General features: G+C 37.6%; 12 protein-coding genes. 8 read left to right on the top strand and 4 right to left on the bottom strand.

The window, feature by feature from the left end:
- Positions 1-57: 57 nt before the first annotated feature.
- The 4 genes from EHQ62_RS10000 to EHQ62_RS09985 are packed head-to-tail and all read right to left on the bottom strand — an operon-like array spanning position 58 to position 7,786.
- On the bottom strand, positions 58-2,145 hold the full coding sequence (locus EHQ62_RS10000; protein WP_135642432.1) for an adenylate/guanylate cyclase domain-containing protein: 2,088 nt from the start codon (positions 2,143-2,145) through the stop codon (positions 58-60).
- Positions 2,142-5,879, bottom strand: coding sequence for an adenylate/guanylate cyclase domain-containing protein (locus tag EHQ62_RS09995; protein WP_135642430.1), 3,738 nt, complete (start codon positions 5,877-5,879; stop codon positions 2,142-2,144). The genes EHQ62_RS10000 and EHQ62_RS09995 overlap by 4 nt, the downstream gene beginning before the upstream one ends.
- 49 nt (positions 5,880-5,928) lie before the next feature.
- Positions 5,929-6,927 carry an SPL family radical SAM protein gene (locus EHQ62_RS09990; protein ID WP_135642428.1) on the bottom strand — a complete coding sequence of 333 codons (999 nt, stop codon included), beginning with the start codon at positions 6,925-6,927 and terminating at the stop codon, positions 5,929-5,931.
- The gene (locus tag EHQ62_RS09985; protein WP_135642426.1) at positions 6,920-7,786 is read right to left on the bottom strand and encodes a phosphorylase; all 867 of its coding nucleotides are present in this window, start codon (positions 7,784-7,786) and stop codon (positions 6,920-6,922) included. The genes EHQ62_RS09990 and EHQ62_RS09985 overlap by 8 nt, the downstream gene beginning before the upstream one ends.
- Positions 7,787-7,813: 27 nt before the next feature.
- Here EHQ62_RS09985 and EHQ62_RS09980 point away from each other — a divergent pair, with 27 nt between their 5' ends.
- The 8 genes from EHQ62_RS09980 to EHQ62_RS09945 all read left to right on the top strand — a co-directional run bounded on the left by EHQ62_RS09980 (position 7,814) and on the right by EHQ62_RS09945 (position 14,592).
- Positions 7,814-8,356 (top strand): glutathione peroxidase, encoded by a 543-nt coding sequence (locus tag EHQ62_RS09980; RefSeq protein ID WP_135642424.1) that lies wholly within the window; start codon positions 7,814-7,816, stop codon positions 8,354-8,356.
- Entirely contained in the window at positions 8,340-9,209 is an 870-nt protein-coding gene (locus tag EHQ62_RS09975) for a ChaN family lipoprotein (RefSeq protein WP_135642422.1), read from the top strand. The genes EHQ62_RS09980 and EHQ62_RS09975 overlap by 17 nt, the downstream gene beginning before the upstream one ends.
- 15 nt (positions 9,210-9,224) lie before the next feature.
- Positions 9,225-11,828, top strand: a complete 2,604-nt coding sequence (locus tag EHQ62_RS09970) for a transglycosylase domain-containing protein (RefSeq protein WP_135642420.1) — start codon at positions 9,225-9,227, stop codon at positions 11,826-11,828.
- Between the two features lie 9 nt (positions 11,829-11,837).
- Positions 11,838-12,815 (top strand): hypothetical protein, encoded by a 978-nt coding sequence (locus tag EHQ62_RS09965; RefSeq protein ID WP_244241730.1) that lies wholly within the window; start codon positions 11,838-11,840, stop codon positions 12,813-12,815.
- A complete protein-coding gene (locus EHQ62_RS09960; protein ID WP_135642418.1) occupies positions 12,815-13,285 on the top strand; it encodes a hypothetical protein in 471 nt (156 codons plus the stop codon). Before EHQ62_RS09965 ends, EHQ62_RS09960 begins: the two co-directional genes overlap by 1 nt.
- Positions 13,286-13,519: 234 nt before the next feature.
- Complete coding sequence (locus tag EHQ62_RS09955; protein WP_135642416.1) at positions 13,520-13,888, top strand: hypothetical protein; 369 nt, start codon at positions 13,520-13,522, stop codon at positions 13,886-13,888.
- A 9-nt stretch (positions 13,889-13,897) separates the two neighbouring features.
- A complete protein-coding gene (locus EHQ62_RS09950) occupies positions 13,898-14,230 on the top strand; it encodes a hypothetical protein (protein WP_135642414.1) in 333 nt (110 codons plus the stop codon).
- Between the two features lie 2 nt (positions 14,231-14,232).
- Positions 14,233-14,592 (top strand): hypothetical protein, encoded by a 360-nt coding sequence (locus tag EHQ62_RS09945; RefSeq protein ID WP_135642412.1) that lies wholly within the window; start codon positions 14,233-14,235, stop codon positions 14,590-14,592.
- Positions 14,593-14,648: the final 56 nt, after the last annotated feature.

Below are 14,648 nucleotides of genomic sequence, written 5' to 3'. Positions count from 1 at the left end.
GGGGGAGTTCGTCTAGTTCCAGTTCCTCAAGTTCTAGTTCTTCCTCTGGGAATTGAATTATGAACCAGTTTGGCGGTAAATGATTTTGGCACCGATTTGTAGATTTTTATATAAGTCTAAAAACATCTGGTTTGGGACCATACCCTCAGGATCCCTTGAAAACTCGGGACGTAATCGTTTTAAAAAGTACATTCCCATCTCACCTTTGTTTTTTGCCTTTACCTTACCTCGGTATTCACATTCAAAAAATCGTTTTACTTTGTCATAAGTTGTTTCGGATAAATTGATTTCACCTGCATCACCTGAACTTTCCATACGGCTTGCTGTGTTCACAGCATCACCCCACACATCATAAGCGAATTTTGATTTTCCTACGACCCCCGCAACAACGGGTCCTGTATGGATTCCGATTCGAATTTCCCAGAAATCTTGGCCTAACATTTGTTTGAAGGAGCGAATCTGAGTCATAAAGGATTTGATTTCCATGGCGAATAAACATGCATCAACAGGATGAGTAAAGTTTCCTTGTGGAATCCCACCCGCAGCCATGTAAGAATCACCTATGGTTTTTAATTTTTCAAAATTATGCCTTAAAGCAATGTCATCAAATTGAGAGAAACATCCATCCAATTGTTCAATGAGATCTTCTGGAGATAATGATTCAGCGGCTTTGGTGAAGTTTTTAAAATCAGTAAATAAAATACTAACGGATTCATATTCCATAGGAACCACTTCCCCTTTTTCGATGAGTTCATCTGCTAAATCACCAGGTAAAATGTTTCGGATGAAGTGAATTGTTTTTTCACGTTCTTTTTCTAAGTCTCGACGTAGGTTTGCGTTATGAATGGCACCTGCTACTTGTTCACAAAAGGATATGATTTCTTGGAATTCATCAAAAGTCCATTCTTGTTCCCTTGTCAATCGTGTGACACAAATGATTCCTATTGTTTGGCCTTGTACAACCAAAGGAATTTGACCAAAAAGTTCTAATTTGAAACTTTCCACAATTGAGGTATCAATGGCAGTGAGTTCTTTCCAACGGGATGATTTTTTTAAATAAATTGGTTTTTGTTTTGTATAAGTGCGGTACAAAGACCCAATGCTCGGTGTTAGTTTAGGCCTAAATGTTCTTAAAAAATTTGTGACAAGCAATCCTTTGTTAAAAACCTCTGCACCTTCCATCAAAGGAGCCAGTGAGTTTGATTTAGGATCAACAAGTAAAATAAATCCCAATTCCACTCGATGGTTCGTTTTGAGGTAAGTGAAAACTTCTCTTGTGATATCTTCAATTTGGGAGTAAGAATTGATTTTTCTATTAAACTTATGAAGGTTTTCTAACTTCAATCGATTGGATTCAATGTTCTCCTTTTCTTCTTTGATGGTGATGTTTACATTTTTTAATTCATCCAAAAGGTATCCGGTTTCGATGGTGCCCGCAATATAATCGGCAATGATTTTGATTTGGTTTAACTGTTGTTCGTTTAATTCAAAAATCCCTGAATAGTCCAATAAATCTAATGTGCCGATGAATTTGTTTCTTAGGTATAAGGGGACAATAAGAAGGGATTTTAAATTCGCAGATTTTTTATTTTCTAATTCAATTCCTTCTGTTTTGTAGGATTCAAAATCTTGGATATAAAAACTTCTTTTTCGTTTTCTTACATAAGCATGTGCATATTTGGTAACATATTCATCGGATACAGGGATGTCCCTTCCCATGATTTCCGCTTTGACTGTTTCTGAAAGTTCACTTGGAAAATTGCTATGAAAGAATTCGAGTGCATCTTTTTCCGATTTATAAACATACAACAAGTAATGTGGGACTTTGAATTTTTCGCGAATGTAGTATCCTAATATCCTTAGGATTTCTTTGAGATCGGTGGCGGAATTGATTTCCCTTAGTAGTCCATCCAAGTCTGAAAGTTGGCCATAAGAATCTACCAACTTGTCAGAAAACTCTTCTGAAATCGTTTTAGTGGTAATGAGTTCTTTCTCTTTACTTTCTAAAGTTTCGTTTAAGATTTTGATTTCAGATTTTAGTAAGGTGAGTTCATTATTTTTTTCTTCATTCTGTTTGTATAACTGAGAAACCCAATAAAGAATTCCTAAAAAGAAAATCCCTATGAAAACCAAAGAATATATCATTTGATTAAAATTTTTGCTCCCCGTTTTTGTTGGGTGTATAACCTTTCAAACTTTTCATTGGGAAGTATGCCTGAGTGATCGGCCAAGTCAGTTTTTAAACTTAACAATTCATAAATGGGAAATTGTTCCCCTTCGTAAGTGTTAATCATCCTTTGGTTATCGATATGGAACAACCGTTTTACCTTTTCCATCGTTTCTTGTGAGATATTGATGGAGACTCCCACACCACCTCGCCTGATCGCTTGTGTTTGTGTGACAGTTTTTCCCCAAACATCGTAATTAAACTTTGATTTACCGATGACTCCGGCGACCACGGGACCTGAGTGGATGGCGATCGTAATTCCATTGGGTCGAAATGGGATGTCTTTAAAATCTTCCATCAAACGATTGACTTCGTTTTTGATTTGTAAGGCGGCAAGGCAGGCATCCACAGCATGGGTAAAGTTTCCAACAGGTAAACCACCAGCTGCCAAATACATATCACCTGTCATCCTTAACTTTTCCATTCCTTTGGTTTTAATGATTTCATCAAAACGGGAAAAATATAAATCCAGTCCTTCAATTAACTCTTCTGGTGTGAGTTGGCCTGTGATCTGAGAGAAACCTGGGAAACTAGTCATCAGTAAGGTTACATTTTCAAATTCAACTGGATTTACCCTTCCCTTTTTTTGTAATTCTTCTGCTACGTTTTTAGGAAGGATGTTGAGTAAAAGGGAATCGGATCTTTGTTTCTCTTCTTCAATTTTTTTCAGTAAAAAGTGATTGTTGATCGCACTCGCAATGTGTTCGGAGACACCCACAATAGAATCCACTTCCTCATTGGAAAGATGGATGGTTTCATCATTGATTCCATACATCGCCATCGCCACCACCTCATCATTATTGACAAGAGGTGAAATTAGAAATCCTTTCATGCCAGATCTATCGGTGATTTGTTTGTCAATGGGATATGGCATAGACTTGGGAACATGTTTCATGTAAAAATGTTTTTTACGTTGGTAACATTTATACACAAATCCACTCTCTTCTTTTAATGGAAATCGTAGGGACTTAAAGAAGTTAACATTTTCATCATTTAATAAATCAAAACCGGAGTGATTGAGGTAACGAAGTTCATTAAATTCTTTATCTAAAAAATACAAAACACAGTTTTCGATTTTATAGTTTTTTCGAATGAATCCAAAAATTTCGGCCAATATGTTTTCTAAATTATTTTGTGAGTTTATGGTTTTAGCGAACTCATTCATCTTCTGGATTTCTGCTTTCGCTTTTTCTGATTTTTTTCGTTCTTCTTCGGTGAGTTGTAGTAATAGGGAATTTTGGATTGCTCCAGCAATTTGGTCACAAAATCCAGATATCCTTTGTAAAACTTCTCGGTTCACATCCATCGGTTTTTGGTAGGAGGTAAAATAAGCGATACCAATCACTTCGTTTTGGACAACAAGAGGAACAGCAATGAAAGAAGATAAACTTAGTTTTGAAAAAATTTGTTCGTCTAACTCTGATTCGTATTTTTTTGGAGGTCTTGGGACAAATAATGCTTTTTTACGCAGGTAGGTTTTATAAATGATCCCACCTCTTTCGTTTAATGGAACACGGAATGATTTTGCGAATGATAACTGTTCTTCTGTAGCATAGGTGGGAATTGATGTTTTATAAGTGTAAAGTTCTTTCTTTTTTGGATCAATGAGTTGTACGAGGGTTGCTTCAATTTCGAAACTTTTGAGAATGTAATCGAACATCTCATCGATAATTTGAGACAAACTTGATTCCGAATTGATTTTTTTTGTGAATTCATTAAGTTTCACAACTTCATTTTTAGCATTTTCCATTTGCAAACGAGCGTTATCTGCAATGAACTTCTCTCGGTTCATTTCCTCAACTAAAATGGAGTTTGTCACAGCGGTCGCAATGTTTTCAGCAGTATTTTCTACCAGTTGTAATTGTGCTTTAGAAAAACTAGATCCTTTTTGTTCACTAAAGATTGCAAGCATGGCAATGACTTTCCCTTGTGAGCTGAGTGGAATGATCATCCCTGGGTGTTTTCCAATGAGTTGGATGAATTTTTGATTGGATTCGTTTAGTCTCGATTCCCAAACTTTGGCAAATCGGAAAGGACGGTTCCTTTTATAGACATGATAAAACAATCCAGCGCTAACATCTAATGGAAAACTAAGACCACGGAATTTGTTTTCTAAATCTAATTTTGAGTTTTGCGAAACAACTGATTTATGATAATGGAGTTTTCCATTTTCCTCATCCACTAACAACAAAATCATGGAGTCACAAAAAACCTCTTCCTTTAAGTAATCAAATGCTTTGATTAATATGCTATCAAGTTCTAATGAGGTATTTAATGTTTTTGCAAATTCGTTTAGCCTTTCGATATTGGATTTTGAAATTTCCAATTCCTTGGTCCGTTCCACTACGATGTCTTCCAAACCATCTTTTAAAATATTTAGTTCTTTGTTTGAGATTTCCAAACTTTCTTTTAATTTTTCGATGGAAAGATAGGCTCTTGTGAATCCGTAAGAAAGGATGTATCCTTGGAACAAAATGAATCCCAAAAACCCAAAAGGAGTGATGTTCATCGTGTTGATGACATTGTTTTGGTATAAGATATCATGGACAACAGTTCCGAAAACAAAACTAAATCCAATTAATGAAAGACCGGCACCAACGGTGTCAGATCGGTATGCCATGATGATTGCAATTGTGATCCGAACACAGACTAAAATCAAAAAGATTTGGAAAAAATGGATTTGGGCCGTGAAAATAGAAACAGGCAAAAATAAAGAAACTAAAAACGGTGTGATTAAAATGTACAAAACGTACATGGTTTTTTTGCCAACGGTATTTGGAAAAACCAATCGATAAAAATAAGCAAAAACGATTGTGGCAATATAAATGGTAGCAAACTCAATGCAAATGAGGGCATCCATTGGTAGAAAAGGAAGGATGTCTAAAATGTTCCTCTCTCCAATTGTCAAAAGACGCATCACAATGAGTAAACTGAATAATGCGATGAATAAACTTGCTTTGTCTTGTCTTCGCATGAAAAACAAACCAAGGTGGTACAAAGCCCATAAAAAAATACTACCTGCAAGGAAAGAAGTGATTTGGTAACTGCGATTGACTTTGTCGTATAACTTACGTCTTTCGCCAAGTTCCATACTTTCCCAAAATCCACCTTTTGAGTAGTGGTAATTGGAGATTTCGTAAACGATTTCGGTTTCACCACTCACTGGTTCTAAATCAACTAAAACAGATTTATAAGAAGGTTCATAATAATTTGGGTTGATTCCAAAACTACCTTGTTCAATGACCAATTTACCGTTGATGTACAATCGGTACGCAGAAGAAAGATCCAAGTTGTGAAAGGCAAGGGTTGGTGGATTTTTTGGGAAAATGACTTTGAGTTTATATGTCGCATAACCAAATCCACCCAAGGTTTCACCAAACCAATCGACCCCTCGCCAATTCGATGGGACCACTTGGTAGATGAATTTTGGTTCTTTACCGAGTTCTTTTTCGATTTGGATGCCATTTAGGGTTTCTTTCCAATAGAATTCCCATTCTCCATCGAGATTGATGTTTCCATCTCTTAAAAAATCCCAATTTGATAAGTCGATGACTCCATTTTTTGCTATCGGTTTGTTTCGACTGACTTCTCCACAAGAATTGAATGCAATCAAAAGGCAAAAGAGAGAGAGCAAAATGGAACATTTCTTCATAGTTAGGCTAATCAGCCTATGAGGGAGAGAGGGAAATGAAAAGGAAAATTTAAGAATAACTGAGTTTTATTTGAGAAGATGAAAACTGTTTTTCTAAGGCTGTAACCATCACATCTAAAATTTCTTCTGTCTCATCTTTTGAATAAGAAACAATTTTTTCTTTTTTTTCAAAAGGATGAAATAAAATCGCAGAGTCCTTTCTTTTCGAAATGATTTGTTTCAGAAAATCAACATTCATTCGGAATCCACCCACACTGAACTCAATCGAACCATTTGAATTTAGTTCTTTCCCTAATGTTTCAGCTAACGACTGGTAATGGGTTTTCCAATCCGGAATTCGTAAGATGGGATCGATGCAGATCCGAACTGTCCATCCCACTTGGATTCCTTTTTGGATGGATTTGATCCTGGCATGTAAGGAAGGGGTGCCATGTTCAATGGTTTCGATTACTTTTTCTGGGCTGAGTGTCCAGGCAAGTATCACATTGGGGATTGGTGTTAGGTGTGATATAGATGGGAAATTGGTAGATTTGGTTCGGATTTCTAGGTTTAAATTGGGTTCTTCACTTGCAAATTGGATCCATTTTGATGTCGCAGGGAAAAAAGATTCTAAGGCTAATAAATCCGTGTCATACGACAATGCGAGATACAGTGAACCGTTTTGATTTAAAAAGGTTTTGGTTTCTATGAAAAAATCTTCCCAATTGACAAAGAGGACAAGATTGGCCGATGGGAACATACCTTGTAAGTAACAATATTCGCAATCATAAATACAATTAAGTGCTAATGTATTGTAATAAAAATGAGGATGCGAAAAATCAGGGGAAAAATCACTACCTCGGTATAAAAACTGATCTTTTTTTTCTGCCAATATGAGTTTGGGAGATTGTTTTTGGATCCTGAAATTTTGTGCATTCCGATTGAAATGATCTTTGTAATGGCGGATTGGAATTTTAACTGCATTCGGAAACTTTGTTAGAATTTCTTTTGTGCGAAAGTGATCCCAAATCCCTTCTTCAATATAAATATGAGAAAAGGACCTAAGCATGGAGTTTTTCTTTCCAACCAGCTAAGAATAGTTTCAAATCCGATTTTGATTTGATGGTTTGTGGGAAACCCATATCGGGAGGGGGAATTGGTGCATTTGGATTGCGAAGGTGGAAAAAACGTAATGATTTTTTTAAATCATGTTTCATGGTTTCCGTTAGGCGAAGGTTTGCAAGCCTACGGGAAATATCAGGCCAAATCTTTGTTTCCATTACATCTTCTTCCATCCAAGGAAGGGGAGTGTTCCATTCCTCAAACAGTGGATCCAAAATAGAACCCATCATTTCTTCCACTTGGTTTTCTTTGCAAAACCTTCCTTCTAAAAAATCAGAAATCTGTTTGCCGATGGCTATGTTTTCTAAGGGAAAATAAAGTGAAGCCGCCTCAAAAAATCCGGAACCTTCCATATCAACGAGTGAGATGGTCTCTAATTCTTTTTCTTGGATGACTTGGAATCGATTGTCTGTTTGCACTTTGCTTACGGGTCGGTCAAAGGTGGTTAGATTCGTTTCTTTTTTAAATGATGAGGATTGGATTCGTTCGGGATAATAATCCTTTTGGGAGGCAAAGTCTCTAATTTTATGGATCCAATAAAAATCACCAACATTTGTTTTTGCCATGTTTCCACCAGCAATGCCTAAATTCCAGATTTTCATTTGGTTTCTTGTTTCTTTGGAAAGTAAACTGGCAAACTCAGAAACGGCAAGTGCCATCGGGATTTTACCGGGACCCGAGATGATGATGTATGTCGATTCGTTTTGGTAAATGCGGAATTTGCCCGAATGGGAGAGAGGGGTTACCTTTGTTTTTTGGATCCAAGGTTTTGCTTCGGAAAGAAGTGCAAAAAACAATGATGGCATAGTCTAAACATCCAAGAGGGGGCTCCTGTGCAAAGAAAAGTTTTGTTTGCTATTTTTCTAATTCTTGGGTTTAGTTTGAATGCTGGAGGGAAAAAAATGTCATTTCATAATTTAAAATCAGTAACCATCCAAGGGAAGGAAGTCTCTTTGGGCGAATATAAAGGCCATCCAGTATTAGTTGTGAATGTTGCATCTAAGTGTGGTTATACGCCACAGTATGAGGGATTAGAGAAACTTCATTTAGAGTATAAAGACAAAGGGTTAAAGGTGATTGGGTTTCCTTCCAATGATTTTGGTGGGCAAGAACCAGGTTCGGAAGCACAAATTGCAGAGTTTTGCAAACTCAACTATGGTGTGAGTTTTGATTTGATGAAAAAAGTCAAAGTTTTAGGAAATGATAAGGACCCTGTTTACCAATTTCTCACAGAAAATGCAAAAGAGAAAGGTGATGTAAAATGGAATTTTGAAAAGTTCCTCATTGATAAAAATGGAAATGTGGTGAACCGGTTTCCTTCTGCAACAAAACCAGAGAGTAAGGAACTGAAAACAGCCATTGAAAGTCTTTTGTAAACTTTCTCTTTTATTTTCACTCTTTGTAGGTTACGGAGTATTTGGACAAGAAAGTCCAAATACCGTACGAATTGTTCGTTCTAAAACATTAGAGACTGTTTCCATTGAAGAGATTCTAAAAGAATTACCAAAAGTTGATGTTGTTGTTTTGGGGGAAGAACATGACAACAACGACTTACACCGTTTTTACGAAACTTTATTCCAGAAAGCTTTATCTGCAGCACCCATTAGTTTGTCTCTTGAAATGTTGGAAAAAGACCAACAAATGGTGGTCGACGAATACCTCATCGGATCCATTTCGGAATTTCAATTTTTATCTTCCATCGTCCATTGGAAAAATTTTAAATCTGATTACCTTCCACTCGTGAGTACCGCTAAGGAAAACCGGTGTGCGGTTGTCGCTGCCAATCCCCCGAGAAGGTATGTGAATTCCATTTCAAAAAAAGGCCTTTTGGCATACAGAGATTTTTCAAAGTCTGCTCTGTCATTTTTACCACAAGCGTACACTTTGGAAAAATTCCTTACTATTGAATACAAACAAAGGTTATCTGCTCTTTTCGGAAGTGCGGAACATAACTCACAACATACAATCAATGTAGAATTTATGATCCTTGGCCAAGCCACTTGGGACCAAGGGATGGCAGAGGCGATATCCGCAGAGATCCACAGGTCTGGCAAAAAAGTCTTTCACCTTAATGGAAGGTTCCACTCGGATCGGAATGGGGGAGTGGTGTCTCGGTTACGGGAAATGGGCCATTCTGTCCTTGTCCTTTCAGGTTTTCCCAAGGGAAAGGAAGAAGAGGCCGATTTTGCAAAAATCGCTGATTTTGTAATTTTAACAAACGACCGATAAGAATAGGGAGAACCTATGTCGGCACCGTCTCTAAAATACCTTTGTCCACATTGCCAAAAAGCATCCCGTTTGCCGGAGCCAACTCCAAAGGAAGGGAAGTTTCAGCTAACGTGCGCTCACTGTTCGGAAAAGGTAGTTTTACAATTTATCGACTATCGATTTGAGATTGTGCAAGTTATGCCAAGCGCAAAAGAAGAATCCAAACAATCTTACCAAAGTTTTAAAATTCCAGTTCCCACGATTTCAGGTTCAGCCAATGATACAAAACCAAAGAAAGCCTTTCAAACAAAGGTAAAACCATTTTTTGAAAAAAAGGTTGTTTGGGAAAAAGAACCAAAAAAAGAATTCTCAAATTCAAATCGGAATCCGTTTGGATTTTCAAAACGAAGTCCGATCCCAAAAAGGAATCCGTCACGGTTTTCGTATCTTAAGGTAACATTTACAATCACATCCATTTTACTTTTTTTATTCATTGTTAGCTTTTCTTATTTTGTAGCAGGAGTGTTAACAACTAAAAAGGAAGTCCCAATATACTTAGAGGCTCTGGCAAAAAACATTCCAACAAAGATTTTAGATCGGAATGGACAAGTGGTGAGTGAGATCTTTCAGAAGAGAACTTCCACCTTGCGTTTGCAAGACTATCCAGAGGATATGATCTCCATTTTACTGAATATTGAAGATCAAAAGTTTTTTTTCCATGGTGGGATCGACTATTCTGCCATCTTTCGGGCGTTTTTTAAAAACATCGTCAATTTAAGTTATAAACAAGGTGCTTCCACAATCACCCAACAGTTAGCTCGAATCATTTTAGATGACCGTCGGAAAAGTCTGAATCGAAAATGGAGAGAGGCCCAACTTGCATTTGCTCTCGAATCAGTGTTAACCAAAGAACAAATCCTTGAGACCTATATGAATCATGTGTATTTGGGACATGGTGCATTTGGATTTGGTGAAGGGATCAAGTTTTATTTTCAAAAAAATCCAATGGAGTTATCCAAAGAAGAGATGGTGTTACTTGCTTCTTTGCCTTCTGCTCCTAACAAGTATTCGCCGTTAAAAAACCCAGAAGATTCTTACACTCGTGTTCGAGCGATTTTGAATATGTTTCGTAACCGTGGGATTTATCCAAATTTAGATCGTGATAAATTTATCAGTTTGTATCATCATTTGTCTACACGTTCGCCAAATGAAACTGTGTTTGGCTCCCGTCATGACATCGCACCATATGTAACAGAACATGTTCGTGCGGTTCTTTCCTCTTTGGAAGGAGAAAAAAATATCTATGAAAGTGGCGGATATACAGTGGAAACCACTTTGGATCGAAATGCCCAAGAAGTGATTGGTCCCATTGTCAGGGAATATTTAGCAAAAAGTAAACGTTCGGGAAAAATCCAAAAAAAACGAGTTCGTTTGAAACAAGAATCATCTCTTGATCTGGCATTCCGCCAACGATTGGAGGAAGTATCTCTATTAAATGAATTGGTTTGGAACCCAGACCAATTGGAAGGTGATAAAGACCAAAGCATTGTCCAAGCGGCCATTGTTGGTATCCAACCAAACACAGGCCAGGTGTTATTCTTACATGGTGGAGATGAATTTAATTCACAAAACCAGTTTAATCGTGCAACTCAGATGCGTAGGCAAACGGGAAGCTCCATCAAAGCAGTGTTATATGCATCGGCAATTGACAGTGGATCCATTCACGCTGGCATGAAAATCCTAGATGCTCCTTTGTACTACCGAGGTGGTGGAGGAAAAGAATGGGCTCCTGAAAATTTGGGAGGAAGTTTTGATGGTGAGATTTCTCTCCGCACAGCCCTTGTGAAATCCAAAAATACAGCGGCAGTGCAAGTCGCAGAACGGCTCGGGAGTGCGGGCATTGAAAAGTATTTTACGAAGTTTTTTTTCCCGAATGATGCAGAGAAAAAAAATCGATACCGTGGTGATCTATCATTGGCACTTGGAACACTTGAAATTTCTCCTCTGGAAATGGCTTCCGCTTTTACTAGTTTTGTGAACCAAGGTACAATCAAACGTCCCTACCTCATCCAAAGGATCAAAAATGCGAAGGGTACTGTTCTTTATGAAGTTGGTGCCAGTGATGAATTCAAATTAAAATTACCAGAAGAACGACAGGTGATTCGTCCCGATACTGCGGAAGTGATGGTATCGTTACTTCGTGATAGTGGAAGGGCAAGTGGCGTACGAAACGGTGGTTATACGGGGGATCTAATTGGTAAAACTGGCACAACCAATGATTACAAAGATGCTTGGTTTGTCGGTGCAAGGCCTGACCTTTCCCTTGCCGTTTGGGTAGGCTATGACAATCCAAAATTTGGTATGGGACCAAGTGGACTCGGTGGTGCGGTCGCAGCTCCTCTTTGGGGAGAGATCCTTGCGACGATTGATAAAAAAAGTATCCTTCCTAAAACCCAATTTAGTTTGCCAGTCTATGCCAAACCGTATAAGGTTTGTACCTTAACGGGTAAACAGGCTGCACCCTCTTGTCCGAGTACTCAGGAATTGTATTTATCTGATTATCCACCAGAGGGACCGTGCACAGAAGATCATAAATCGAATGCTTCTGACCATAAAGATTTAATGAAAGGTTTGTATTAATTGGTTCCATTGAGAAATAAATTTTCCTATTTCACAAACTTACTAATGTTTGTTGGTGCCATTTCACTGGTTGGGACACTTCAGGAGGTAAGTGCAAGTGGATTTTATGAAGAAGCCTATGAGATGGAACAAACAAACACTTTGTTTGCCATCCCCTTATACGAAAAGGCTCTCAGCCAAAAACCAACGGGTAAATTACAAAAGGCAGTTGTATCCCGTTTGTTTTTTTTATATAAAAAACATTCCAAGTTATTAGATGCCTTGTTTTTGGGAAGTCGTTACCCCTCTCACATTCCTTCAAAAGATAGAACTTGGATTTGGAACCAACTTGCTGAAATCTATAAACCAATCTCTGTATCCGATTTATCTTCCACGTATGTGTTGGCGAGTAAGGCCAATTTGGAAAACATAAAAGATCTTTCGGATCATTTGAAACAGTTAAATCTTCCTAAGTTGTATGAATTTGCCTCCATCTTACTTTTAAAACGCAAACAATACAAAGTGATTCTTTCCCTTTACGAAGAATCTCCAAATATGTTCCTCACTCCCTTGTTTGTGGGAATCTCTGAATTCAAATTAGGAACCGAACAAGGAAAAGAGTTTTTAAAAAAAATACTGGCAGATTCTGAGAAAGAAAGATCCGATCAGGAAAAATCTGATATTTTGTATCTGATGGGAGTCCATTACAGACAATCCAATGAACACGAGTTATCTGCTCGTTATTTTCGGATGAGTGGTAGTTTTTTTGCAAAACCAAGGGCTGATTTGGAAGCTAGCAAATCATTGGTTTTACAAGGCAAACAGAAAGAAATGTGTTCCACGTTTAAATTTGGGTCCTCACCTTTTGATGAGATAGAAACCATTTTGTATTACCTTTGTTCCCCAACGGGTTACCAAAATCTAAAACCAATTTTGCCAAGTATTCGCATCCTAACTGAAAGGGAGGGGAATGAATTTTTACAAGTTTTGTTCCCTAAGGAAAGTTAATGGATTTCTTTCGTAGTGTTCGATTTTTATTACTGTTGTTCGGTGGAATTATTTATTCCACCTATCCATTGTTTGCTAATTTTTTAGTCACACCGGAAGAAACAATCCGTTTGGAATTTCCTTCCCATGTTCGAAATCAAATCCGTTTTTGCAAACAAAACCCCATGCAAGTTTATGGTAGGAATCCAATTGGTTCACAAAACATCTGTATTACTGTTTTGGAAGGGGAAGTCGCAATGGAATCTTTCTTTACAGAAGAAATGGAAGAAACATCGGAAACCCAATGGACTTTTTATGATCCCACAGGAAAACAAATCTTTCCTTTAGTGAGTTGGGAGGGAAGTGAGCCAATGGTGTTTGTTTCTCTTGTGCGTTCTAAACGTGGTCAATTTGGCGTGCAGTTACAGAGGAAAAAAGACGGTGCCTATTTTTTTTACCGAACGAAACTTGCAAATTGGGTGGTAATGTAGGTCTCAGCTTTTTACGAAAGCTTCGCGGGGTCGAAGACAAGCTTCATGACAAGAAACCTCCGACCTTTCAATTCTAAACTTCCTTCCATCGAAAGATCCGAATAAAAAAAGTTTCCAAATACCGTTCTTTCTGTTCCAAAATCGGTCGAATTCCGCTCAAAACGGTTGGCACGGAAGATTTCATAGAAAAAGAAGTCGATCCATATGCTAATTTTCGAATATTTGTTCGTTAATATGAGAAAGCGAAAGATCCGATTGGAAAATACAGTTTTTAAAAAGAAAACCTCCATCCTTGCGTTACTCCCAAAGTCTCTTGGCGTAGTTTTCTGGTTTTTGTTATCATTCGCCAATTGCACAGACCAAAAGGATTATTGTATGGAAAGCGTAAGAAGAAAAGGTGGGAGCTTGGAGGGTGATGCTGAATCGCTTTGCTTAGGTTATGTGGTTTTAGAGAATTCGGTAAGAATCAATGAAGAACGTGGACGTCCTTCATCCATTTATCGTTTTTGGGCAGATCAAAATTTAGTGGGTTGCCTCTATAAAACCATCGAAGAACGGAAGTGCGAAAAGAAATCGGAATACATCCCACATTTTGGGTATTAGGGGAAAGTGATGGAGCAGATTCGAACTGGTTTATGTTTGGTGTTAATTGTGGTTCTAACCAACTGTATGGTTGGTAAAAAGGAAGATGCGTGTAAATACTATCTGGATAGGGATTTTAAATCATACTGTGAACAACTATTTCTTTTATCGCCTACAATATTGAAAGAGGATAAAAATTTAGGACAAGCGATCGCTTCCAACATTGTGTTAGTCGGTTGCGCCACCTATCTCAAAAAGAAAAAGGAATGTGAAAGAGAAGAAAACCAGTATTTACCCGGCTTATATGGTGTGAATTTCAATATTGGAACTGCTAACTTTTTTATCAGAAAGGAGAAGGTTTGAAATTGGAATCTATCTCTTTGTATATTAAAAGAAATTTTAAATTTAGTTTTGATAAGGATCCTCATTTGATAAAAGGATTGTTTCTCTTCCTGTTGTTATTTTCTTTAAGTTGCTCGAATCAAAAAGAATATTGTGAAAGTCGTGCAGAATCAAAAGGAGGAGAAAAATACCAAGATTCAAAGTCAGCATGTGCCACGTATCTTGTGATGACGGAAATTGCAAATACATCTGAAGCACAAGGTAGATCTCCTTTTACTGCGAGAATCATTGCAAGTGAAGCATTCGCAACGTGCCTGATCAAAATAAGCGAAGAACGGAAGTGTGATCAAAAGTCAGAATACGTCCCACATTTTGGCGATTAGGGAATCTAGTGCGGTTATATGGAATATGATAAAACTATGATTGTAAAATAATGATT

The sequence above is a fragment of the Leptospira jelokensis genome, assembly GCF_004769635.1.
Lineage (GTDB): Bacteria > Spirochaetota > Leptospiria > Leptospirales > Leptospiraceae > Leptospira_A > Leptospira_A jelokensis.
Note: the sequence above shows the minus strand (reverse complement) of the source record. Positions and strands in the feature narration are given on the sequence as shown.